A 21,257-nucleotide genomic window follows, 5' to 3' on the forward strand; every position below is an offset into this window, starting at 1 on the left:
GTCATGCGTCTTCATTTCACGACCATTTTGGTTGTGGGGAGCGCCATGGCCGCAGGGACAGGCAGGCGATAGCTCAGGCCCGCGAGCAGCGTGAGCCGCGCCTGAGGGCTGGTGACGATGTCGGCGGACGACGCCGTGACCGGATCACCGAGATTGATCGCGATCTCGCTGGTGCGGTCGCCCGGATACCATGTCGCCTGGGTGAACGCGGTCCAGCCCTCGGGCCAGCCATAGGCCAGCCGCCCGGTCACCCGCGAATACGGCGAGGTCGTGAGCTGGCCATCCTGGGTCAGCTTCTTGCGGCCGACAAAGGTGACATAGGCCGAGCCAAACAGGCGCTGCGCATTCCACGTCGCGACGTCGAAATCGACGCCGATATTGGCGACATAGTCAGGCACGTTGGGGACATAGAACGACGGCGCGCTGTCGAGCAGCCGCGCGGTGACCTCGCCATAGTTCGCGAACAGCGCGAGGCTGCGGTCGGGGGCCTTCACCAGCAGCAGGCGGGCGTCGAGGTCGAAGCCATCGCGGCGGGCATGGCCGAGAAACGACACCGGCAACCCCGGCGCCTGCTGGAATGATTCATTCTCCGAGAACGTGCTCCACGCATCGACCTGGAACGAGAAACGATCGAAGCGCAGCTGCGCACCGACCTCCTTGCTCTCGATCTTGAACGGCTTGATCCCGGGATTGCCGATCACTTCCAGGGCGGCGTCGATGCTGCGGAAGCCCTGCCCGTAATTGGCGTAGAGTTCGAGCCACGACAGCGGCGTGATCGACACCCCGGCCTTGGGGCTGAGCACGCCCGGCGACAGCGCCTGCGAATTCGCCGGCGTCAGATTGTCCTTGAGGTCATAGAAAAACCGGTCGTAGCGACCGCCGCCGGTGAGCTTCAGCCATTCGAGCGGTTTGACCTGTAGCTGGGCGAAGCCGGCGAGACTGGTCTGGTCGATGCCGAGGTTCGCCGTCGGATTGACCAGCGCGCGGGCGACCGTGCTGCCCTGGAAGGCGCCGATGCTGTCGGTGCGCCAGTTGCCGCCGACGAGAAGCTGCACCGGCAATACGTCGCCGACGGCGCCGGTCCACACCTTGCGGACCGTACCGCCCGCGGTGACGCGATCGTCCTGCTGCCAGCGCTGGCCGCCGCCGAAATCGGCGTAGCGGTTCGACAGGCTGTGGTTGACATAGAGCACGCCGGACAGCTCCTGGTCGGGCGCGCCGGCGCTGTAGTTGGCGACGAGGTTCTCGTAAGTGCGGTTGCCGCCGTCGGTGCTGTTGACCGCCGTCCGCGGCGACAGCGTGCCCGCGAGCACCGCATCGCGGTTGATGTAACCGGGGGCGCCGAAGGTGCTGCCGTAGGCCTGCAGGTTCACCGACAGCTGGCCGTCGGTGCCGACGCGGGTCGTCACCGTATTGAAGGCGTTGTAGCGGTCGACGCCGCTGTTATCGCGGCTGCCGTCGGTGTGGTAGCCCTCCCAGGCGATGTAGGGATCGACCGTGTTGCCCTGGCTGCTGTAGGTGATCAGGCCCCGCCCGGTGCCGAACGAGCCGCCGGAGACGGCTGCGCCCGCGAACGGCTCCGAGCGCTTGGTGACGATATTGACGGAGCCGCCGAGACTGGAATCGCCGTACTCGACCGAGAACGGCCCGCGGATGATGTCGACGCGCTGGATGGTCTCGGGAATGAGGATGTTGAGGTCGGCATAGTTCGGTGTGTGCAGCGACGACACCTGGTTGATCGGCACGCCATCGATAAAATAGGCGATATCGCGGCCATGCTCGGCCTCGGTGTAGCCGCGCATCGCAATGCCGTAGCCGATGCCGCCCTGACCGAAATTGGAGATGTTGACGCCGGGCAGCGACCTGAAGAGATCGCCGTAGGTGGCGATCGGGCTGCGGCTGACCCACGCCGCGTCGAGCGTGGTGCTCGCCGCCGGCAGCGCCGATGCCGCGGTCGACAGGTCGTTGCGGCGCGGCCCCTGCGCGGCGCCGGGCCCGCCCGTCGTGACGGCGGCCGGCACGGCCGGCACGAGACGCGGCGGCTGGACCGCGCGAGGCGCGGTCGCCTGACGCTGCGCGGCGGCGCGTCGGTCGGCGGAGCGGCGCTTTGCCACCACTGTCGGCGCCGTCACGGTGACCGGCGCGAGCTGTCGCGCCTCGTTCTGCGGCACCGTCGTCTGCGCCGACGCCGGCGGCACGGCCATCGCGGCGCCGATCAGAAATCCCGAAACGGCCGCTGTCGTCCGGCCTCCACGCACTGTCATGCCCGCACAGGGCCGCGCAGATATGCCTCCCGCGGGAGAAACACCTCCTGCAAGCCCCACCCCTCTCTGGAACGGACCGCGTTTTCGTCGCACAGTCGCGACCGCGCCCCGCTCGAATGACTCCGGCGCAGCGACGTTATCCATCCCGGTATGACGTTACAAGAAAAACGTCATACCCATTCCCCGATCGTGGATCCCCGATGCAACGCACGACCATCACTCTCGATGACGACCTGCTGAGCGAAATCGACGCGCTGGTGCAATCGCGCGGCTACCAGAACCGCTCCGAAGCGATCCGCGACCTCGCGCGCGCCGGCCTGCAGCAGGCGCGCCAGGACAGCAGCGAGGGCGACTGCGTCGCGGCGCTGGTCTACGTCTACGACCACGCCGCGCGCGACCTGTCGCGCAAGCTGGTGCAGAACTTCCACGGCCACCACGACATGGCGCTGGCCACCATGCACGTGCACATCGACCATGACAGCTGCCTGGAGATCGCGGCGCTGCGCGGCACGAGCGCCGAGGTGCAGCATTTCGCCGAACACGTCATCGCCGAGCGCGGCGTCCGCTACGGCCGCGTCGTGATGATCCCGACGGGCGAGAGCCAGCCCGCCAGGCAGGCGAAGAAAAAGAAGCGGCCGCCGCACCACCATGACTGAATGGATGACTGAACTGTTGATATCGGACCGCGCGGCCGCCGCCTTAACAGCACGTTAACGTTCTGCGCAGACATTGCCCCAATTCGGGACAGGAGTTGAGTGATGTCGACGCGTATCCTTATCGCTGACGACGACGCCGTGCAGCGTCGTCTGATCGAGAACATGGTGCAGCGATTCGGATACGAGGCGGTGGTGGTGGACAGCGGCGACGCCGCGCTCGCGACGCTGATTTCGCCGGATGCCCCGACCATCGACGCGGTGGTGCTCGACCTCGTGATGCCCGGCCTCGACGGCATGGGCGTGCTGTCGAAGATGCGCGAGGCCGGTATCGCGACGCCGGTGATCGTGCAGACCGCCCATGGCGGCATCGACAACGTCGTCTCGGCGATGCGCGCCGGCGCCCAGGACTTCGTCGTCAAGCCCGTCGGCGCCGAGCGCCTGCAGGTGTCGCTGCGCAACGCGCTGACCACGAGCGCCCTGAAAGGCGAGCTGCAGCGTATCCGCCACAGCCGCGAGGGCCGCCTCACCTTCCGCGACATCGTCACCCGCAGCGAGGCGATGGACAAGGTGCTGCGCATGGCCCGCAAGGCCGCCGGCTCCGGCATCCCGGTGCTGATCGAGGGCGAATCCGGCGTCGGCAAGGAGTTGATCGCCCGCGCCATCCATGGCTCGAGCGAGCGCAGCAGCAAGCCGTTCATCGCGGTCAACTGCGGCGCTATCCCCGACAATCTCGTCGAGTCGATCCTGTTCGGCCACGAGAAGGGCGCGTTCACCGGCGCCACCGAGAAGCACACCGGCAAGTTCGTCGAGGCCTCCGGCGGCACGCTGTTCCTCGACGAGGTCAGCGAGCTGCCGCTGTCGGCGCAGGTCAAGCTGCTGCGTGCGCTGCAGGAGGGCGAGGTCGAGGCCGTCGGCGGCCGCCGGCCGGTCAAGGTCGACGTCCGCATCATCTCCGCCACCAACCGCCAGTTGCTCGACCATGTGAAGGCGGGGCACTTCCGCGAGGACCTGTTCTACCGCCTGCACGTGCTGCCGCTCACCGTGCCGCCGCTGCGTAACCGGCGCGAGGACATCCCGCACCTGCTGCGGCACTTCCTCGCGCGGTTCTGCGCCGAGGAGAACCGCCACATCACCAGCGTCGACGGCAACGCAATCGCGCTGCTGTCCCAGGCGGAGTGGCCCGGCAACGTTCGCCAGCTCGAGAACACCGTGTACCGCGCGGTGGTGATGAGCGAAGGCGATGGGCTCGGCATCGCCGACTTCCCGCAGGTCACCGTCCCGGGCGGCGCGTTCGCGGGCGCACACGGTGACGCCGAGCCGCCGATGCTGGCAGCGCCGCCCGTCGCGCCTCTGCAGATCATGCCGGCCGCCGCGCCAGTGGTCGCCGCCGCCGACATCCCGATCGCCCCGCCCCTGCCGGCCGCCGGCACGCTGGCGATGCTGGCCCATGACGGCGAGGTGCGGCCGCTCGAGGACATGGAAGCCGAGATCATCCGCTTCGCCATCTCGTATTATCGCGGCCAGATGTCCGAGGTGGCGCGGCGGCTCAAGATCGGCCGCTCGACCCTCTACCGCAAGCTCGATGACGCGGCCGCCGAGCCGGCTCCGGGTTCCGCGGGCGCGCGCGACCGCGACTGACCCACGCCCCCGCCGCCACGGGAACACGCGCGTGGTGCACTGCAAATTGAACCGTTGCGGCTTGGTGACAGACCAAGGAAAAGCGCGTCGCGGCACGCGCAAGACGTTGCACCACCGGGGAATCTGCAGTCAGTTTCGCGTGAGTTGATCCATCGGCTGCTAGCCGCCCGAGTCGGCCGCGTGTATGTCTTTGCCGCTGCGTCGATGTGCACCAGGCCCGCTTTGAAACCGGTGCTTTTGCAGTAGGTTGTCGATCGAATCAGATCAGGGAGGGCAGGCCACCGGCGGAACCGGGCCTGCAAGGGGTATGAGAATGCATGACGCTTCGAAAGGCCGGACCGCTTACGACCGCATGATCATGGCGGTGGCGGCGAGCTTCCTCATGGTCTCCTCGACCGCCGTCTCGACCAGTGCCCTGGCCCAGTCCGCCCCAGCGAAGAGCCCCGCGGACCTCGCGATCGACGCCGCGGTGCCGATGCCCGAGCCCGCCAACGTCCCGCCGCCGACCGCCGCCGATATCGCGCCGGCTGCCGAAGCGAAGCCGGTCGACGCCAGCCCCGCCACGGCCGCCGCACCGCTGGAGAGCAAGCCCAAGGACGCGGCCGCGACCATCCCGGACAAGGCGCCGGACACCGCAGCCGCGCCGACCGCGCCCGCAGCAGACACCGCAGCCAGGGAAACCCCGGCGGCTCCGGCGAAAGACAGTGCGACCAGGGATGCTGCGCCGGCGCCGGTGCAGGCCGCCTCCAGCGTGCCTGCCGCCGACCAGCCCGTCGCCGACAAGCTGCGCGACCTCATCGCTACCCGTGGCAGCAAGCTGTTCGATCGCAAGGCCGAGCGCGCCGCGGTGGAAGCATTCTACAAGGGCCGTGACTACGCCCCGGTGCTGACCCAGGGCGGCGTCGCCACCTCACGTGCCAAGGCGGCGATCGCCCGCCTCAAGGACGCGGCCAGCGACGGCCTCGATCCGGCCGACTATCCGACGCCGGATTTCGCCGCGGCGACCACCCCTGACGCCCAGGCGGAAGCCGAGCTGCGGCTGGTGGCAAGCCTGCTCGATTACGCCCGCCAGGCGCAGAGCGGCCGCATGCACTGGTCGCGCGTCAGCGCCGACATTTCCTATCCCGAGCATCCGACCGATCCGGCCCAGGTGATCGCCAACGTCGCCGCCGCCAAGGACGTCGCCGCTGCGCTCGATTCCTACAATCCGAGGCACAAGGGCTATCTCGCGCTGAAGGCGAAGCTCGCCGAGCTGCGCGCGCGCTCCGAGGCGCCGACGACGCCGATCGCCGACGGCGAGCCGCTGAAGTTTACGCCGGCCCGCAAGAAGCAGCCTGCCGTGGTGACGGAGGATCCGCGCGTGCCGCAGCTGCGCGTCCGCCTCGGCGTCACCGAGAATGCCGACGACACGCATTACGATCAGGACGTCGCGGGCGCGGTCCGCAAATTCCAGGCGAACAACGACCTGAAAGCCACCGGCATGCTCGATGCGCCGACCATTCGCGCGCTGAACAGCCCGAAGAAGGACCGCCAGATCGACATCGTGCGCGTCAACATGGAGCGCTGGCGCTGGCTGCCACGCGACCTCGGCGCCCCCGCGGTCGGCGACGCCTATGTGATCCTCAACATCCCCGACTACACGCTCAAGGTGATGCAGCACGGCCAGCAGGTGTGGACGACCCGCGTCGTCACCGGCAAGCCAGGCACACACGCGACGCCGCTGCTGACGGAAACGATGAAGTACATCACCGTCAACCCGACCTGGAACGTGCCGCCGTCGATCATCTACAACGAGTACCTGCCGGCGCTGCAGCAGGACCCGGGCGCGCTGGAGCGCATCGGGCTGAAGCTCGAGCGCAGCCGGGACGGCAGCATCCATGTCTGGCAGCCGCCGGGCGAGCGCAATGCGCTGGGACGCATCCGCTTCAACTTCCCGAACAAGTTCCTCGTCTACCAGCACGACACGCCGGACAAGCACCTGTTCGCCAAGGAAGAGCGCGCCTACAGCCACGGCTGCATGCGGGTGCAGAACCCCGACCAGTACGCCGCGACGCTGCTCAACATCACCATGCCCAACGAGCACTACACGCCGGAGCGCATCCGCAGCATGTACGGCTCGAGCGAGATCGACCTCAAGTTCCCGACGCCGATCCCCGTGAACATCACCTATCAGACCGCGTTCGTGGACGACGCCGGCAAGCTCGAATTCCGCAAGGACATCTACGGCCGCGATGCCCAGATGCTGGCGATCCTGCGCGGCAGCGAGGGCAAGGACCTCGAAGCGGTGGTCGCCCATGCCCAGCCGAGCTACAGCCGACCGAAGGGCGACATCCCGCAGGGCGTAGCGATGAACAATGACGGCGGCGGCGCCAGCAGCGGCTTCAATTTCTTCGAACGGCTGTTCGGCGGTCCGCCGGTTCCGCCGGCGCCAGTGCGGCCGCAGCGGCGGGTCTACACCCGCTGAAGCGCGGCACCTGACCCGCCAAACGGGAAATTCATTTGATATGACAAGGGCTTCGCGCAAGCGGAGCCCTTGTTCGTTAACCACGACCGCATCGGGATGGTATGCGGCGGCCCTTTTTTGCCATAGTCGGCCGGTTAGCTGTTCACGGCCGGTTGATCGGGGGGCCGTCAAAGCTCGATTAACTGATCGTCATTTAAGACTGCATTCACCATCCTCGCCGCACGGGGTGACGCGGGTGGTTCCGACTTGAAATCGGGTCGTCTGACATTTGGGTCGTCTTAAGGGGATCGTTCTGACGTGCTGAGCCGTTTCGCACGCAGCTCTAGCTTGGTGTCGATTCCGCGCGCCGGTGTCCGCCTTGGAGTGGCGGCCCTGCTGCTGCTGGGCGGCGCCCGCAGTGTGCACGATGCCACCGCGTCGGGAGACACCCGCACCCTCTCCTTCCACCACACCCATTCCGGCGAAAACCTCACCGTCACCTTCAAGCGCAACGGCCGCTACGACGAGGCCGCGCTGAAGCAGATCAATCACTTCCTGCGCGACTGGCGCTCCCAGGATTCGACCGTGATGGACCGCCATCTGTTCGACATCCTGTGGGAAGTCTACCGCGACGTCGACGGCAAGCAGCCGATCCAGATTATTTCCGCCTACCGCTCACCCGGCACCAACGCGATGCTGCGCCGTCGCTCGGCGCATTCCGGCGTCGCGCGGTTCAGCCAGCACATGCTCGGCCACGCCATGGACTTCTACATTCCGGGCGTGCCGCTGGAGCAGATCCGTTTCGCCGGCCTGCGGCTGCAGCGCGGCGGCGTCGGCTTTTACCCGACCTCGGGATCGCCCTTCGTGCATCTCGACACCGGCAATGTGCGGCACTGGCCGCGCATGACCCGCGAGCAGCTGGTGCGTGTATTCCCGAGCGGCCACACCGTGCACGTGCCGAGCGACGGCAACCCGCTGCCCGGCTACCAGCTCGCGCTCGCCGAGGTCCAGCGCCGCAAGGCCGGTGGCGATGGCGACGCCTCCTCCGGCAAGCCCAGCCTGCTGGCCGCGCTGTTCCGCGGCAAGCAGGCCGAGGAAGACGATGAAGGCCCGGCCGCGCCCGCAGCCGCGGCCACCGACGATCCCGCCAAGGCGACGCCGGTGGCGCTCGCCGCATCCCTCGATGCCGGCAAGCCTGCCGGCCCGATCCCGCTGCCGCGCGCCAAGCCGGTGATGCCCGTGACCTATCAGGTGGCATCCGCCGAAAGCCAGACGGTGTCCCTGCCCGCGCCGAAGCCCGCCCCCACCAGGACGGCGCAGGCCGAACCGCCCGCGCCCGCGGCGACCGCACCGAAGCCGCAGACGCCGGCCGACATCATCAATGCCCGCGGCTTCTGGGATGACGATGCCGGCAAGCCGAAGCAGGCGACGCCCGAACAGGTCGCCCGGCTCGCCGCCCGGAACGCCTTCGCCGCGGCTGACCCGCAGTCCACTGCCAGCCTGCCCAAAGATGCGCCCGCCAGGGACAGCCAGGCGCTGGCGTATGCGCCGCCGTCGCCGCCGATCGATCGCAGCCGCATTGTCGCCGCCAGCGCACCGATTCCACGTTTCGCCCGTCCGGCGGCCGCCGCACGCAACACCGACATCAATACCGTGGTGATCAAAGGCCAGCAGAACCGCCCGTCGGCGATCACCACCGCGCTGCGCCTGTCGCCGGCGACCAACGCCAACAGCGTGTGGATGCGGGCGATGATCCTCGCCCCGAGCGCCAGCACCGCCATGCTGACAAGCTCGATCAGTGACCAGGACATGACGGTGATGCGGCAGCTGTTCATCAAGCCGACCTCGACGGTGGCGATGACCTTCTCGAACGACCCGCAGCTCGGCCTGACCTGCGAGCGCTTCTCCGGCTCGGCCTACGCCACCCTGGCGACGACCTCATTCACGGTGCGCACCGCCTCGCTGCGCTGAACCGTCCGGGCCCGCGGCCGACGCCCCTCACGCCAGACACGTCCACGGCACAACGCAACCACCCGGCGCGCCTTGCGGCGGCCGGGCGGATGCATCTGTCAACCGATCGGACGATGAAAGACCGGACGGCGCCCGCCGTCACAGCATGCCGAGCGCCTGCATGTAGGTCTCCAGGATCGTGTCGTGCTCCTGGCGCTCGTTGGCGTCCTGCTTGCGCAGGCGGATGATGGTCCGCAGCACCTTGACGTCGAAGCCGTTGCCCTTCGCCTCCGCATAGACGTCGCGGATGTCGTCGGAGATCGTCTTCTTCTCTTCTTCCAGCCGCTCGATGCGCTCGATGATGGCCTTGAGCTGATCTTTGGCGAAGCGGGTCGCCGGGGCTTCGTCTTCTTCCTTGAGGGCGGCTGAGGTGGCCATCGCAATACTCCCGAATGATACCTGACCGGAACGTCAGCGGTTCCCTGACCCGGAGCATGCTCCGTGCCGCCTGAGATCACCTTGTCCCGTGGACGTCGTCCAAAGGCCCCGCCCCGTTCGCCGGACACGGCGACGGCAGGGCAACTGGAAATGACACTCAAGAGATGGCAGCCCGCCGTCAAGGCGCGTCACGGCTCATCCACAGCGACCCACAGGGAAGTTGCCGGCCACGGCCCGACCGGCGGCACGACCACGCTCACGGAACCCCGCGACACAGCGCGATGCGCGTGAACCTCCGCCTGCCGCCGCCAGACACACCTAGGCTGCCGGCCCAGAGGTCAATGGCGGCCGCCAGACCATCGCCCGAGGTGGTGTCATGCTCCGTTCCGCCCGCCTGCTCCACACCCTTGTGATTGCCGCCATATCCCTGCTGGGATCACTGTTGGCCGCCCCTGACGCGGCCCATGCCCAGAGCCGTGTGGCTCTGGTGATCGGCCAGTCCGCCTACCGCTCGGTCACCGAGCTGCCCAATCCCGCCAACGACGCCAGAATGATGGCGCAGCTGCTGACCGATGCCGGCTTCGACGTGATCAGCACCGCCGACCTGTCTCAGACCGACATGCGCACGGCGGTGAGCAAATTCGCCGGCAAGATTGCCGACACCGGCCCGGACACCATCGCGCTGTTGTTCTATGCCGGCCACGGCCTGCAGATCGACGGCGAGAACTTCCTGGTGCCTGTCGACGTCGACCCCAAGCGCGAGGCCGACATTCCGCTGCAGGCGGTGCGACTGAACGACGTCCTCAACACGCTCGCCTCGGTGCCGAGCCGGATGCGCATCCTGCTGCTCGACGCCTGCCGCAACAACCCGTTCCCGGAGCTGGCCAGGACCGCGGGCCACGGCTTTGCCATGGTCGACGCCAAAGCCAACGCCGCCGGCACCTTCATCTCCTACTCGACCTCGCCCGGCGCCGAGGCCGAGGACGGCCGCGGCGTCAACAGCCCCTATACCACCGCGCTGCTGAAAGCCGCGCGCGAGCCCGGCCTCTCCATCGAGGAGACGTTCAAGCGCGTGCGCGTGGCGGTCAACCAGGACACCAGTGGCCGGCAGACGCCGTGGGACAGTTCCTCGCTGACCGACGCCTTCCGCTTTTTCCCCACCAAGGATCAGAACGACGTCCGGCCGCCGGCGACGCCGACCCGCTCCGCCGATGAATGGAAGAAGCAGTTGCAGGGCAAGCCGCCGCAGGCCGCCTACGACCTCGTGATCGCCGATGACAGCGTCGAGGCCTATGAAGCCTTCGTCGCGCTGTACGCACAGCCGCCGTTCGCGCCGCAGGTGCGCGGCCTGCTCGACCGCCGCCGGCACATGATCGCCTGGCAGACCGCGATCTACATCAACACCAGCGCCGGCTTCGAAGCCTACCTGAAGCTCTATCCCGACGGCGATCTCGCGGCGACCGCACGCAAGCTGATGGAACGGCTGCGCAACCGCCCGCTGCCGGCGAACGCGCTCGCCAATGTGGCGCTCGGGCCGACCTGCCCGTGCGGCCAGCCCAGCCCGCCGACCAAACAGAAGGCCGATGACGATCGCCCGGCCAAGCGCAGCGTGAAGCGCGCCAAGCGCGACGACGACGACACACCGCCGCGCCGCCGTCGCCGGCCGCCGCCCGACGAGGAGGTCGTCTATGAGGCGCCGCCCCGGCCCGTCTATGTGCCTCCGATCGTCGGCGGCATCGGGATCGGCATCGGCCGCTTCGGCGGTGGCGGCGGCGTCATGCGTGGCGGCGGCGGCACCTATGGCGGTCGCGGCCAGCGCTACTAGCGTGTTTTCGAGCGAAGCATGCCCCGGTGTGCGATCTTAAGGGATCCGCCGCCGTGGTGTAGACTGGCCGTGCGATGGCTCGGGACCCGCGCCGCATGATCGTCCGCCTCCGCCTCCGGATCGGCCTGGTGCTGCTGCTCCTGCAGCCGGTGCTGCCGTCGCACGCCGCGGTCGATCGGATCGATGTCCCGTCGTCGCCGCCAGCATCCCCGGCACAGCCTCCACCCGCCACCGAGCAGCCTGCGCTGCCTGCCGAAGGACCGCCACCGACCTTCGATGACAAGGCCGTCGCCGCTGACCCGGCGATCCGGCAGTTGAGCGGCCGCATCGCGGCCAATCCCGCCGATCGCGCGGTGTGGTACCGGCGCGGCCAGCGCTATGCCGTGCTGGGCGCCTATCATCTGGCGATCAAGGATTTCAGCGAAGCCATCCGCCTCAACCCCCGCGACGTCGAGGCCTACAACAACCGCTGCTGGACCCGCACGGTGATGGGCGATCTCGGCGCCGCGTCGAAGGACTGCGAGGAGGCGCTGCGGCTGCAGCCCGGCTTTGCCGATGCGCTCGACAGCCGCGGGCTGCTCAATCTCAAGAGCGGGCGGGTACACAGCGCCATCACCGACTTCAGCGCCGCGCTTGCGGTCAATCCGCGCCTCGCCTCGTCGCTGTACGGGCGAGGCCTTGCGAAGCTGCGCGACGGCGCGGTTGCCGATGGCGAGCAGGACATCCGCAGCGCGAAGACCATCAACCCGAACATCGCCAACGAATTCGCCAGCTACGGGCTGCGGTGAACATCGGCGCCGCCGGGCCTTGAACCGGGCGCTCGCTGGCCGACACCAAGAAGACGACAGCCGAAGGCCGGCGGTTCCGCAGCCGTCCTCCGGGACAGGTCGAACGACGGCATCAGGAGGATGCGATGTTGACATCGTTCCGCGCAGCCACATCAGCCCCGCGCCGTGTCGCCATGGCCGGCGGTCTCGTCCTGGCGCTGAGCGGGGGTTATGCCCTGGCCGGCGACGGCGTAAGCTCCGATCAGATCCTCAACGCCCTGACGGCGAAACCGCGGGTGACGCGCAGCATGGCCGCGCCCCACCCCGATCAGGCCGCAGCGGCTGCGGAAAGCAAATTCATCGCCAGCCTGCGCAACCGGCCGACGCGTTCGCTGTCGCTGACCGAGCGCGACGAGATCGCGACCATCGCGCGCGACAAGCCGAACATCGAACTTGAAATCACCTTCGACTACAACTCCGCCGACATCAGCGCGAAGGCGCTGCCCCAGGTCGAGGCGCTCGGCAAGGCACTGTCGGATCCGGCCTTGAGGGGGGCGACCTTCGTGGTCGCCGGCTACACCGACGCCAGTGGCGGCGAAGCCTACAACCAGGATCTCTCCGAGCGCCGCGCAGATTCGATCAAGCATGCGCTGGTCGAAAAATACGGCGTCACCGCCGCGGACCTCGTGACCGTGGGATACGGCAAGACCAAGCTGAAGAACCCGGACAATCCCACCGACCCGGCCAACCGCCGCGTGCAGGTGGTCACCATGACGGACAAGGCGCCCACGCAATAGCCCGGGACCACCACGCGCGCGTGCATCGCAACACGTGTCGGATGCAACCAGCAGCGATCTAGTGCCCCGGATGGCTCTTCTTCATCGCCGCGAGCTGCGCCGGGGTCGCGGCCGCCTGGTATTTATCCTTCCAGGCGTCATAGGGCATGCCATAGACCGCCTCGCGGCTCGCGTCCTTGGTCAGTGCGACACCACGCTCGTCGGCCGCATCCTTCAGCCAGTTCGACAGGCAGTTGCGGCAGAACCCGGCCAGATTCATCAGGTCGATGTTCTGAACGTCGGTGCGCTCCCGCAAGTGCGCCACCAGCCGGCGGAAAGCCGCCGCCTCCAGCTCTGTTCTGGTTTTGTCGTCGAGCGGGGCGTTGGTATCGGACATGGCGTGATCCCGAATTGTGACCTGCGTGCCCCCACAGATAAGGAATTGTCACAGATTTTGCCATATCGCAGGCCAAATCGGTGCGCTGCCTCGCCCAGGGGCGACAATGGCCGGGCCGCGCGACCGAGGAATTGATCGCGATCGCCGTTGACAGGGTCGGTCGGTTACGCGAAATCAACAATCGATTGATAAATCTGACGAAATGACCGCACCCGATCGTTCGCACCTTGCCCTCGTCCGCCCGCGCGCCGCACAGCATGTGCTGGCGATGCTGACGGCTGTGGTGGCGCTTGTCGCGCTGTGCGGCTTCAGCACGCCGGCGGCTGCGGACTTCCGTCTTTGCAACAACACCTCGAGCCGCGTCGGCATCGCGCTCGGCTACAAGGATGCCGAGGGCTGGACCACGGAAGGCTGGTGGAACATCTCCGCGCGCAGCTGCGAGACTCTGCTGCGTGGCACGCTTGTCGCACGATACTATTACATCTACGCCGTCGACTACGATCGCGGCGGCGAATGGTCCGGGCAGGCGTTTATGTGTTCGCGTGACAAGGAATTCACCATCAAGGGCACCGAGGATTGCCTCGCCCGCGGCTACGACCGCACCGGCTTCTTCGAGGTCGACACCGGTGACCAGCGCGCCTGGACCGTGCAGCTGACCGAATCCGCCGAACAGCAGAAGCCCGCGCCGGGCTTGCCGGGCCTGCCCAATTCTCCCCCCTCAGGCGGAGCGCCACAGCTCGGTGTGCCGCCCGCGACGCCGGGAATTCCCCCCGCAGCACCAGGACAGAAACCGCAATGAGACGCCTGCGGCGCATCAAGATTCTCGCCACCCTCGGCCCGGCCTCCTCCGACAGCGCGACGCTGCGCAAGCTGTTCGAGGCGGGCGCCGACGTGTTCCGCATCAACATGAGCCACACCTCGCATGACAAGATGCGGGAGCTGGTCACCACCATCCGCAATGTCGAGACCAGCTATGGCCGGCCGATCGGCATCCTGGTCGACCTGCAGGGCCCGAAGCTGCGGCTCGGCCAGTTCGCCGAGGGCGCGGCCCAGCTCAACAACGGCGAGACCTTCACCCTCGATTCCAACCCGGCGCTCGGCGACAAGACCCGCGTGATGCTGCCGCATCCGGAGATCCTCGCGGCACTGCGCCCCGGCCATGCGCTGCTGCTCGACGACGGCAAGGTGCGGCTGATCGCCGAGGACACCACGCCCGAGCGCGCCATCACCCGCGTGGTGATCGGCGGCAAGATGTCGGACCGCAAGGGCGTCAGCCTGCCGGACACCGACCTGCCGGTGTCGGCGATGACCTCCAAGGACCGCGCCGACCTCGAAGCCGCCGCGGAAGCCGGCGTCGACTGGATCGCGCTGTCGTTCGTGCAACGTCCCGACGACGTGGTCGAGGCCAAGAAGCTGACGCGCGGCCGCGCCGCGGTGATGTCCAAGATCGAGAAGCCGCAGGCGATCGACCGCCTGCCCGAGATCGTCGAGGTGTCCGACGCGCTGATGGTGGCGCGCGGCGATCTCGGCGTCGAATTGCCGGCCGAGCGCGTGCCCGGCCTGCAGAAGCAGATCACGCGGCTGGCGCGTCGCGCCGGCAAGCCGGTGGTGATCGCCACCCAGATGCTGGAATCGATGATCCAGTCGCCGGTGCCGACGCGCGCCGAAGTCTCCGACGTCGCCACCGCGGTGTTCGAGGGCGCCGACGCCATCATGCTGTCGGCTGAATCGGCCGCGGGCAAGTATCCGGTCGAGGCGGTCGCCACCATGAACCGCATCGGCGAGGAAGTGGAGCGCGATCCGACCTACCGCTCGGTGATCAGCGCGCAGCGTCCCGATCCGGAAGCGACCGTGGGCGACGCCATCGCCGACGCCGCGCGGCAGATCGCCGAGACGCTCGACCTCTCGGCACTGATCTGCTGGACCAGCTCCGGCTCGACCGCGCTGCGCGTCGCGCGCGAGCGGCCGAAGCCGCCGGTGGTGGCGATCACCCCGAACCTGACCACGGGGCGCAAGCTGTCGCTGGTGTGGGGCGTGCATTGCGTGATCGCGGAAGACGCCCACGACCAGGACGACATGGTGGAGCGCGCCGGCCGCATCGCCTTCCGCGACGGCTTCGCCAAGGCCAGCCAGCGCGTCATCATCGTCGCCGGCGTTCCGCTCGGCCGCCCCGGCACCACCAACATGGTGCGCATCGCCTCCGTCGGCCCGAACGGCGACGCCAAAGCATAAAGCAGGCTTTGCCTGTCATCGAACCACGGCGCTCCACGCGCCGTGGTTCATGCTTCTGATCGTGCTCAGCCGACCAATGCGGCGTCGAGCGAGATCTCGGCCTTGAGCAGCTTCGACACCGGGCAGCCGGCCTTGGCCTTGGCGGCGAGCTCCTGGAAGGTCTTGTCATCGGCGCCCGGAATCTTCGCGCGCAGCGTCAGGTGCACGGCGGTGATGGCGAAGCCGTCGGCGACCTTGTCGAGCGTCACTTCCGCCGTGGTCTCCATGTGCTCCGCGGTGAGCTTGGCCTCGCCGAGGATCAGCGACAGCGCCATGGTAAAGCAGCCGGCATGCGCGGCGCCGATCAGCTCTTCCGGGTTGGTGCCCGGCTTGCCCTCGAAGCGACTGGCGAAGCCATAGGGATAGGCGTTGAGTGCGCCGCTCTTGGTGGAGATGGCACCCTTGCCGTCCTTGATGCCGCCGCTCCAGACGGCCGAACCGTGTGTCTTCATGTCCAACTCCTTGTGCTGTGGCGGCCCGTCGAGAACCGGCGGCCCGCCTGTCGCATGATCGTCGATGGATATGTCAGCTTGATGCGCGCGCATCTTGCACGCGCGGAGCGTCCGGCTCAAGGCTCGGCGAACTGGCGAACCGGGGCGAGTTCCGCGACCATGGCCTCGACCGCCTCGATCACCAGGTCCGGCGCGGCGTTCTGGACCATGTGGCCGACGCCTGCGAGTTCGACCAGTTGCGCGTGCGGCACGGCCGCGACGAAGGCGCGGGCATGCACGTTGATCGGCACGATGGTATCTGCATCGCCGGCGATCACCGTGGTCGGCACCGCGATCTCACTGTAACGGCCGACCTGCGCGATCACACTGGCCTTGAGCGTGACACGGTCGTGCGCATTGGCGAGGAATTCGGACGGACGCAGCAGCAGCGCCAGCGCGGCCTCGCCGACATATCGCGCGGGCATCGCCTGCGGCTCGAAAGCGGAGCGTGCGCCCGGCTCGAGAACCGGCAATCCCGCCGGCAGCGCCATGGTGCGCGCGAACAGCGGTCCGACGACCGGCACTGTCGCCAGCGTATCGTGCCAGGCGACGCCGCTGCCACGCCAGGGATGGGTGACAGGCGCCAGCATCACCAGCCCTGCGACGCGGTCGGGATGGTTGAGCGCCATTGCCGGCCCCAGCGTGCCGGCCAGCGAATGCACCACAAAGATCGCGCGCGTGATGCCGAGCTTGCCAAGCGCCTCGTCGATCATCGCGGCGTGGATCACCGGGGTCGCATCGTCGAGACGCTCCCGAACGCTGAAGCCGTGCCCCGGCCGGTCGATCAGGATCACGCGGTGGCGCCGGGCCAGCCGGTCGCCGAGCGGCAACCGCATCGACTGCAGGTTCGAACTCGCGCCATGCACCAGCACCAGCGGCAGGCCGGCGTCGTGCGGCCCGATGTCGACGACATGCAAGCGCCCGCCAGCCACCTCGATCAGGCGCCCCGCCGGGCGATAGATCCGTTCGATGACGGCCACGCCAATCCACGTGATCAGCGCCAGCACGACCAGCGCGACCGCAACCCACACCCCAATCATCGAGATCATCCGGCGCTTCACACCTCGAGATACGGCCCAATCAACCGATGGTTTCCGCCCCACGCCCCATCGGCGCGCGAAACACCGTCGACAGCGATCTGTCTGCTGGAATGGCGGATCTGACATTCGCTTCAGTCACAAAGGGGCCTGCCGCAACGTGATGCGAATGTGAGAACAGGGACACTAGATATCCCGCCCCTCGACCTTCTCGGCCAGCCCCTTGACGAGATCGGGGACTTTCTCCAGCCGGGGGTTGAGGGCCAGCGCCTGGCGGAACGCGGCAAGCGCGTGCTTGTCGTCGCCATACTCCTGCATGATCATGCCAAGCCCCGCCAGCGCGCCGAAATGGCGCGGCTCGCGGGCGAGCACCTGGCGGATGTCCAGCAGCGCATGGACGTAGTCGTTCTTCAGGTAATAGACCGTCGCCCGCCGGTTCCAGCCCTCGATATACTCAGGCCGCAGCTTGACCACCGCATCGAGCAGCTTCAGCGCGACGTCGAGCTGTTTCGTCTCGATGGCGGCGCTGGCCCGTGCCATCAGCAGCGCGGCGGTATCGCTGGGGGTAGACGACCAGATCGCCCAGATCCGCGCCTCGACATGCCTGGCGCTGGCCTCGTCGGGCGCAACCTTGAGGGCGCCGAACAGGAAATCGAGATTTCTGGTCTTGTCGCCGCCGACACGCGGCAGCTCCTTGGGAGGCTCAGGCAGCTTGGCCGTGGGCGGACCGAGCTGCGGCCGCTGGGCGACGGCGGGCGCGGCTCCAATCATCGCGACGACGGCCGTCGCGGCGAGTACACGCATTGCCATGGACAGGTTAGCCATGGGGGAAGTCTAGACGTGCTTTTTCGCACTGCAAAGCGCGACAGCGTCAAACAGGCGTGATGTGGACAACCCAGGACTCCGGCAGATCACCGGAGCACGGCGTCGACGCTCAATCAGCCCTGGCGGGCCTTGAAACGGCGCTGGACCTTGTTGATCACGTAAACCCGGCCCTTGCGACGGACCAGACGGTTGGCGCGGTGGCGGCCACGCAGCGACTTCAGCGAATTACGGACCTTCATGGGACAAACCTGCTCGTTGAAAGGCCGCCCTAGGAGGCCGAAAAACAAGGATAAATTCGGGAACGTCCCGCCGGCAGTCGAGCTGCGCGAGACCGGCGGTTTCTAAGCCATGCGACAGTGGAATGTCAATGCGACCGCACGTGTTTTGTCGCTCTTTCCCCTAGCTGCCGCGGCGCCCGGAACTCGCCTTCCGAAACCTTAGTATATGATTTTGCTGACATAAACGAGATTCTCGCGCGATATTGCGCCGGCTGGCACCGGGAATGCCTCGCGCCAGCGCTGGAAACATCTCTTCCGCGGCTCCAAAATTCGTTATAGAATATAATCAATTTCAGGCTGGCCTTATCCTCCTGCTGCCGGGTGCTTGCATGCTCAATCTCGACGACGTCATCGCCATCGACATCCACACCCATGCGGAGGAGCCCTGCGGCACCCACGGCGACGACGGCTATGACGATTTCCAGGCCGCCATGGCCGACTACTTCAAGTCGCCCCACAAGCACCCGCCGACGGTGCCGGAGACCGCCGCCTACTACCGCGCCAAGAAAATCGCCGCGGTGATCTTCCCGGTCGACGCCGAACGCGAGACCGGCTTCCGCCGCTACAACAACTACGAGATGGCGGAGCTGGCGGCGCAGAATTCCGACGTCCTGATCCCGTTCGCCAGCATCGACCCGGCCAAGGGCAAGCTCGGCGCCCGCGAGGCGCGCAAGCTGATCGCCGACTACGGCATCAAGGGCTTCAAGTTCCACCCGACCATGCAGGGCTTCTATCCCAACGACCGCATGGCCTATCCGCTCTATGAGGCGATTGCCGAGGCCGGCTCCATCGCCCTGTTCCATACCGGGCAGACCGGCGTCGGCTCGGGCATGCCCGGCGGCAACGGCATGCGGCTGAAATACTCCAACCCGATGTACATCGACGATGTCGCGGTCGACTTCCCCGACATGAAGATCATCCTCGCCCACCCCTCCTTCCCCTGGCAGGAGGAGGCACTGTCGGTCGCGACCCACAAGCCCAACGTCTACATCGACCTCTCCGGCTGGTCGCCGAAATACTTCCCGCCGATCCTGGTGCGCTACGTCAACACCATCCTGCAGGACAAGATGCTGTTCGGCTCCGACTGGCCGGTGATCACACCGGACCGCTGGATGGCGGATTTCGCCAAGCTCGACATCCGCGATGAGGTGCGGCCGAAGGTGCTCAAGGGCAACGCGCGCAAGCTGCTGAACCTCTGACCGCTCGCCTCGGCCGGTCGACGCCGGACGCCGGACGCCTCCTGCGCCGGGCGGCCCTGACCTGCGCCGGCATTGCTTGTCGGCACGGACGGCTTTGGGCATGGTGCGCCCCCGTCGGTGTGGCCAGCGCCGCATCCGCATACCGTTCCAGGATGAGTTCATGAGTCTCGAATCGGTCCGCGCGTTCTTCGCCGCGCACGCCCCCGACATCACCGTGCTGGAAGCGCAGCAGAGCTCCGCCACCGTCGCGCTCGCCGCCGAGGCGTTCGGCGTGACGCCCGAGCGCATCGCCAAGACGCTGTCGCTGCGTGTCGGCGACCAGGTGCTGCTGGTGGTGACCTGCGGCACCGCGCGGCTCGACAACAAGAAGGCGCGCGCGGTGTTCGGCGGCAAGGTGAGAATGCTGGGCGCCGAGGAGGTGGTGGCCGCCACCGGCCATCCGGTTGGCGGGGTCTGCCCGTTCGGCCTGCCGACACCGCTGCCGGTGTATTGCGACGTGTCGCTGCGGGCGTTCGACGAGGTCGTCCCGGCGGCGGGATCGACCAACAGCGCGGTGCGCATCACACCGGAACGGATGGCGCGCCTGACGGCGGCCGAATGGGTCGACGTCTGCGAGCCCGCTCCAGTGCCGGCCCAGGCTTGATGCCCATTGAGGCCGTGTATTCAAGCATTGCGCTCTCGGAAAAAGGTCTGATCGCACAGGCCTGCGACTTTGCTGTACAAGGGGCCGCCGGCCGAACCAGGGTCGGCAGCCCCAAACCACCAAGAAGCCGGGAGGCACTTATGAAACTGAAATTCTTGTCCGCCGTCGCCGCTTGCAGCCTGTTGCTGGGCGGTGCCGCGTCGGCACAGGGCGTCAAGATCGGCATCCTCAACGATCAATCGGGCGTCTATGCCGACTACGGCGGCAAATGGTCGGTGGAAGCGGCGAAGATGGCGATCGAGGACTTCGGCGGCGAGGTGCTCGGCCAGAAGATCGATCTGGTCACCGCCGACCACCAGAACAAGCCCGACCTCGCGGTCAGCATCGCCCGCAAGTGGTTCGATGTCGACAAGGTCGACATGATCACCGAACTGACGACATCGTCGGTGGCGCTGGCGATCCAGGACCTCGCCAAGCAGGAGAAGAAGATCGACATCGTGGTCGGCGCCGCCACCTCGCGCATCACCGGCGACGCCTGCACGCCCTACGGCTTCCACTGGTCGTTCGACACCCACGCGCTCGGCGTCGGCACCGGCGGCGCGCTGACCGAGCAGGGCGGCGACACCTGGTTCTTCCTGACCGCGGACTACGCCTTCGGCTACTCGCTGGAGCAGGACACCGGCGACATCGTCAAGTCCAAGGGCGGCAAGGTGCTCGGCGCGGTGCGCCATCCGCTGAACTCGTCGGACTTCTCCTCGTTCCTGCTGCAGGCACAGAGCTCGAAGGCCAAGGTCATCGGGCTCGCCAATGCCGGCCTCGACACCTCCAACTCGATCAAGCAGGCGGCCGAGTTCGGCATTGTCGCCGGCGGCCAGAAGCTCGCCGGCCTCTTGATGACGCTCGCTGAAGTGCACGGCCTCGGCCTGCAGGCGGCGCAGGGCCTCGTGCTGACCGAAGCGTTCTACTGGGACCGCGACGACAAGTCGCGCGCCTTCAGCGAGCGCTTCTTCAAGCGCACCGGCCGCATGCCGAGCATGATCCAGGCCGGCACCTACTCGGCGACGCTGCAGTACCTCAAGGCGGTCAAGGCCGCCGGCACCAAGGACAGCGATACGGTGGCCAAGAAGCTGAAGGAATTGCCTGTTGACGACGCCTTCGCCCAGGGCAAGGTGCAGGACAACGGCCGCATGGTGCACGACCTCTACCTGTTCGAGGTCAAGAAGCCGTCGGAATCCAAGAAGCCGTGGGATTACTACAAGCAGCTCGCCACCATCCCCGGCGACAAGGCGTTCCCCTCGGCCAAGGAGAGCGGCTGCCCGCTGACGAAGTAAGCCGCTCGTTCAGCGATCGTGACATCAA

The 21,257-nt window shown here is 67.5% G+C and carries 19 protein-coding genes; 12 read left to right on the forward strand and 7 right to left on the reverse strand.

Annotation, left to right across the window (positions count from 1 at the left end):
- Nucleotides 1–11: 11 nt before the first annotated feature.
- Nucleotides 12–2,264, reverse strand: a complete 2,253-nt coding sequence (locus tag AB4Z37_RS06615; RefSeq protein WP_441515906.1) for a TonB-dependent receptor — start codon at nucleotides 2,262–2,264, stop codon at nucleotides 12–14.
- 200 nt (nucleotides 2,265–2,464) lie between these two features.
- Here AB4Z37_RS06615 and nikR point away from each other — a divergent pair, with 200 nt between their 5' ends.
- The 4 genes from nikR (at nucleotide 2,465) to AB4Z37_RS06635 (ending at nucleotide 8,972) form a co-directional block, all read left to right on the forward strand.
- Entirely contained in the window at nucleotides 2,465–2,920 is a 456-nt protein-coding gene (gene nikR, locus AB4Z37_RS06620) for a nickel-responsive transcriptional regulator NikR (protein WP_441515907.1), read from the forward strand.
- Between the two features lie 102 nt (nucleotides 2,921–3,022).
- Nucleotides 3,023–4,558 (forward strand): sigma-54-dependent transcriptional regulator, encoded by a 1,536-nt coding sequence (locus tag AB4Z37_RS06625; RefSeq protein WP_441515908.1) that lies wholly within the window; start codon nucleotides 3,023–3,025, stop codon nucleotides 4,556–4,558.
- Nucleotides 4,559–4,871: 313 nt separating this feature from the next.
- Entirely contained in the window at nucleotides 4,872–7,022 is a 2,151-nt protein-coding gene (locus AB4Z37_RS06630; RefSeq protein ID WP_441515909.1) for a L,D-transpeptidase family protein, read from the forward strand.
- A gap of 297 nt (nucleotides 7,023–7,319) precedes the next feature.
- On the forward strand, nucleotides 7,320–8,972 hold the full coding sequence (locus tag AB4Z37_RS06635) for a DUF882 domain-containing protein (protein WP_441515910.1): 1,653 nt from the start codon (nucleotides 7,320–7,322) through the stop codon (nucleotides 8,970–8,972).
- Between the two features lie 138 nt (nucleotides 8,973–9,110).
- Here AB4Z37_RS06635 and AB4Z37_RS06640 read toward each other — a convergent pair whose 3' ends face one another.
- Nucleotides 9,111–9,389 carry a DUF2312 domain-containing protein gene (locus tag AB4Z37_RS06640; protein ID WP_441515911.1) on the reverse strand — a complete coding sequence of 93 codons (279 nt, stop codon included), beginning with the start codon at nucleotides 9,387–9,389 and terminating at the stop codon, nucleotides 9,111–9,113.
- Nucleotides 9,390–9,765: 376 nt separating this feature from the next.
- Here AB4Z37_RS06640 and AB4Z37_RS06645 point away from each other — a divergent pair, with 376 nt between their 5' ends.
- The 3 genes from AB4Z37_RS06645 (at nucleotide 9,766) to AB4Z37_RS06655 (ending at nucleotide 12,778) form a co-directional block, all read left to right on the forward strand.
- Nucleotides 9,766–11,214 (forward strand): caspase family protein, encoded by a 1,449-nt coding sequence (locus AB4Z37_RS06645; protein ID WP_441515912.1) that lies wholly within the window; start codon nucleotides 9,766–9,768, stop codon nucleotides 11,212–11,214.
- A 95-nt stretch (nucleotides 11,215–11,309) separates the two neighbouring features.
- Entirely contained in the window at nucleotides 11,310–12,002 is a 693-nt protein-coding gene (locus AB4Z37_RS06650) for a tetratricopeptide repeat protein (RefSeq protein ID WP_441515913.1), read from the forward strand.
- A 125-nt stretch (nucleotides 12,003–12,127) separates the two neighbouring features.
- Nucleotides 12,128–12,778 (forward strand): OmpA family protein, encoded by a 651-nt coding sequence (locus AB4Z37_RS06655; protein ID WP_441515914.1) that lies wholly within the window; start codon nucleotides 12,128–12,130, stop codon nucleotides 12,776–12,778.
- A gap of 58 nt (nucleotides 12,779–12,836) precedes the next feature.
- Here AB4Z37_RS06655 and AB4Z37_RS06660 read toward each other — a convergent pair whose 3' ends face one another.
- The gene (locus tag AB4Z37_RS06660; RefSeq protein ID WP_441515915.1) at nucleotides 12,837–13,154 is read right to left on the reverse strand and encodes a DUF1244 domain-containing protein; all 318 of its coding nucleotides are present in this window, start codon (nucleotides 13,152–13,154) and stop codon (nucleotides 12,837–12,839) included.
- Nucleotides 13,155–13,356: 202 nt separating this feature from the next.
- Here AB4Z37_RS06660 and AB4Z37_RS06665 point away from each other — a divergent pair, with 202 nt between their 5' ends.
- Nucleotides 13,357–13,953 carry a DUF1036 domain-containing protein gene (locus tag AB4Z37_RS06665; RefSeq protein WP_441515916.1) on the forward strand — a complete coding sequence of 199 codons (597 nt, stop codon included), beginning with the start codon at nucleotides 13,357–13,359 and terminating at the stop codon, nucleotides 13,951–13,953.
- Nucleotides 13,950–15,386, forward strand: a complete 1,437-nt coding sequence (gene pyk / locus AB4Z37_RS06670) for a pyruvate kinase (protein WP_441515917.1) — start codon at nucleotides 13,950–13,952, stop codon at nucleotides 15,384–15,386. Before AB4Z37_RS06665 ends, pyk begins: the two co-directional genes overlap by 4 nt.
- A gap of 65 nt (nucleotides 15,387–15,451) precedes the next feature.
- Here pyk and AB4Z37_RS06675 read toward each other — a convergent pair whose 3' ends face one another.
- The 4 genes from AB4Z37_RS06675 to ykgO all read right to left on the reverse strand — a co-directional run bounded on the left by AB4Z37_RS06675 (nucleotide 15,452) and on the right by ykgO (nucleotide 18,017).
- Complete coding sequence (locus tag AB4Z37_RS06675) at nucleotides 15,452–15,877, reverse strand: OsmC family protein (protein ID WP_441515918.1); 426 nt, start codon at nucleotides 15,875–15,877, stop codon at nucleotides 15,452–15,454.
- 116 nt (nucleotides 15,878–15,993) lie between these two features.
- Nucleotides 15,994–16,956 (reverse strand): alpha/beta fold hydrolase, encoded by a 963-nt coding sequence (locus AB4Z37_RS06680; protein WP_441516141.1) that lies wholly within the window; start codon nucleotides 16,954–16,956, stop codon nucleotides 15,994–15,996.
- Nucleotides 16,957–17,139: 183 nt separating this feature from the next.
- The gene (locus AB4Z37_RS06685) at nucleotides 17,140–17,763 is read right to left on the reverse strand and encodes a hypothetical protein (protein ID WP_441515919.1); all 624 of its coding nucleotides are present in this window, start codon (nucleotides 17,761–17,763) and stop codon (nucleotides 17,140–17,142) included.
- Nucleotides 17,764–17,891: 128 nt separating this feature from the next.
- Nucleotides 17,892–18,017: a type B 50S ribosomal protein L36 gene (gene ykgO, locus AB4Z37_RS06690; RefSeq protein WP_006611362.1), complete on the reverse strand. Its 126-nt coding sequence runs from the start codon at nucleotides 18,015–18,017 to the stop codon at nucleotides 17,892–17,894.
- 368 nt (nucleotides 18,018–18,385) lie between these two features.
- On the opposite strand from ykgO, the gene AB4Z37_RS06695 reads away from it, so the two are divergent.
- The 3 genes from AB4Z37_RS06695 to AB4Z37_RS06705 all read left to right on the forward strand — a co-directional run bounded on the left by AB4Z37_RS06695 (nucleotide 18,386) and on the right by AB4Z37_RS06705 (nucleotide 21,229).
- Nucleotides 18,386–19,255, forward strand: a complete 870-nt coding sequence (locus AB4Z37_RS06695) for an amidohydrolase family protein (protein WP_441515920.1) — start codon at nucleotides 18,386–18,388, stop codon at nucleotides 19,253–19,255.
- A gap of 160 nt (nucleotides 19,256–19,415) precedes the next feature.
- Nucleotides 19,416–19,898 carry a YbaK/EbsC family protein gene (locus AB4Z37_RS06700; RefSeq protein ID WP_441515921.1) on the forward strand — a complete coding sequence of 161 codons (483 nt, stop codon included), beginning with the start codon at nucleotides 19,416–19,418 and terminating at the stop codon, nucleotides 19,896–19,898.
- A gap of 140 nt (nucleotides 19,899–20,038) precedes the next feature.
- The gene (locus AB4Z37_RS06705) at nucleotides 20,039–21,229 is read left to right on the forward strand and encodes an ABC transporter substrate-binding protein (RefSeq protein WP_441515922.1); all 1,191 of its coding nucleotides are present in this window, start codon (nucleotides 20,039–20,041) and stop codon (nucleotides 21,227–21,229) included.
- Nucleotides 21,230–21,257 lie beyond the last annotated feature (28 nt).

This window comes from Bradyrhizobium sp. 2TAF24 (assembly GCF_052115025.1).
GTDB lineage: Bacteria > Pseudomonadota > Alphaproteobacteria > Rhizobiales > Xanthobacteraceae > Bradyrhizobium_A.

Coding starts and splice junctions, on each gene's coding strand:
- AB4Z37_RS06700 (WP_441515921.1), top strand. CDS start 19,416: ATGAGTCTCGAATCGGTCCGCGCGTTCTTCGCCGCGCACGCCCCCGAC.
- AB4Z37_RS06675 (WP_441515918.1), bottom strand. CDS start 15,877: ATGAAGACACACGGTTCGGCCGTCTGGAGCGGCGGCATCAAGGACGGC.
- nikR (WP_441515907.1), top strand. CDS start 2,465: ATGCAACGCACGACCATCACTCTCGATGACGACCTGCTGAGCGAAATC.
- AB4Z37_RS06615 (WP_441515906.1), bottom strand. CDS start 2,264: ATGACAGTGCGTGGAGGCCGGACGACAGCGGCCGTTTCGGGATTTCTG.
- AB4Z37_RS06705 (WP_441515922.1), top strand. CDS start 20,039: ATGAAACTGAAATTCTTGTCCGCCGTCGCCGCTTGCAGCCTGTTGCTG.
- AB4Z37_RS06695 (WP_441515920.1), top strand. CDS start 18,386: ATGCTCAATCTCGACGACGTCATCGCCATCGACATCCACACCCATGCG.
- AB4Z37_RS06655 (WP_441515914.1), top strand. CDS start 12,128: ATGTTGACATCGTTCCGCGCAGCCACATCAGCCCCGCGCCGTGTCGCC.
- AB4Z37_RS06665 (WP_441515916.1), top strand. CDS start 13,357: ATGACCGCACCCGATCGTTCGCACCTTGCCCTCGTCCGCCCGCGCGCC.
- AB4Z37_RS06650 (WP_441515913.1), top strand. CDS start 11,310: ATGATCGTCCGCCTCCGCCTCCGGATCGGCCTGGTGCTGCTGCTCCTG.
- AB4Z37_RS06645 (WP_441515912.1), top strand. CDS start 9,766: ATGCTCCGTTCCGCCCGCCTGCTCCACACCCTTGTGATTGCCGCCATA.
- AB4Z37_RS06640 (WP_441515911.1), bottom strand. CDS start 9,389: ATGGCCACCTCAGCCGCCCTCAAGGAAGAAGACGAAGCCCCGGCGACC.
- AB4Z37_RS06685 (WP_441515919.1), bottom strand. CDS start 17,763: ATGGCAATGCGTGTACTCGCCGCGACGGCCGTCGTCGCGATGATTGGA.
- AB4Z37_RS06625 (WP_441515908.1), top strand. CDS start 3,023: ATGTCGACGCGTATCCTTATCGCTGACGACGACGCCGTGCAGCGTCGT.
- AB4Z37_RS06660 (WP_441515915.1), bottom strand. CDS start 13,154: ATGTCCGATACCAACGCCCCGCTCGACGACAAAACCAGAACAGAGCTG.
- AB4Z37_RS06680 (WP_441516141.1), bottom strand. CDS start 16,956: ATGATTGGGGTGTGGGTTGCGGTCGCGCTGGTCGTGCTGGCGCTGATC.
- AB4Z37_RS06630 (WP_441515909.1), top strand. CDS start 4,872: ATGCATGACGCTTCGAAAGGCCGGACCGCTTACGACCGCATGATCATG.
- ykgO (WP_006611362.1), bottom strand. CDS start 18,017: ATGAAGGTCCGTAATTCGCTGAAGTCGCTGCGTGGCCGCCACCGCGCC.
- pyk (WP_441515917.1), top strand. CDS start 13,950: ATGAGACGCCTGCGGCGCATCAAGATTCTCGCCACCCTCGGCCCGGCC.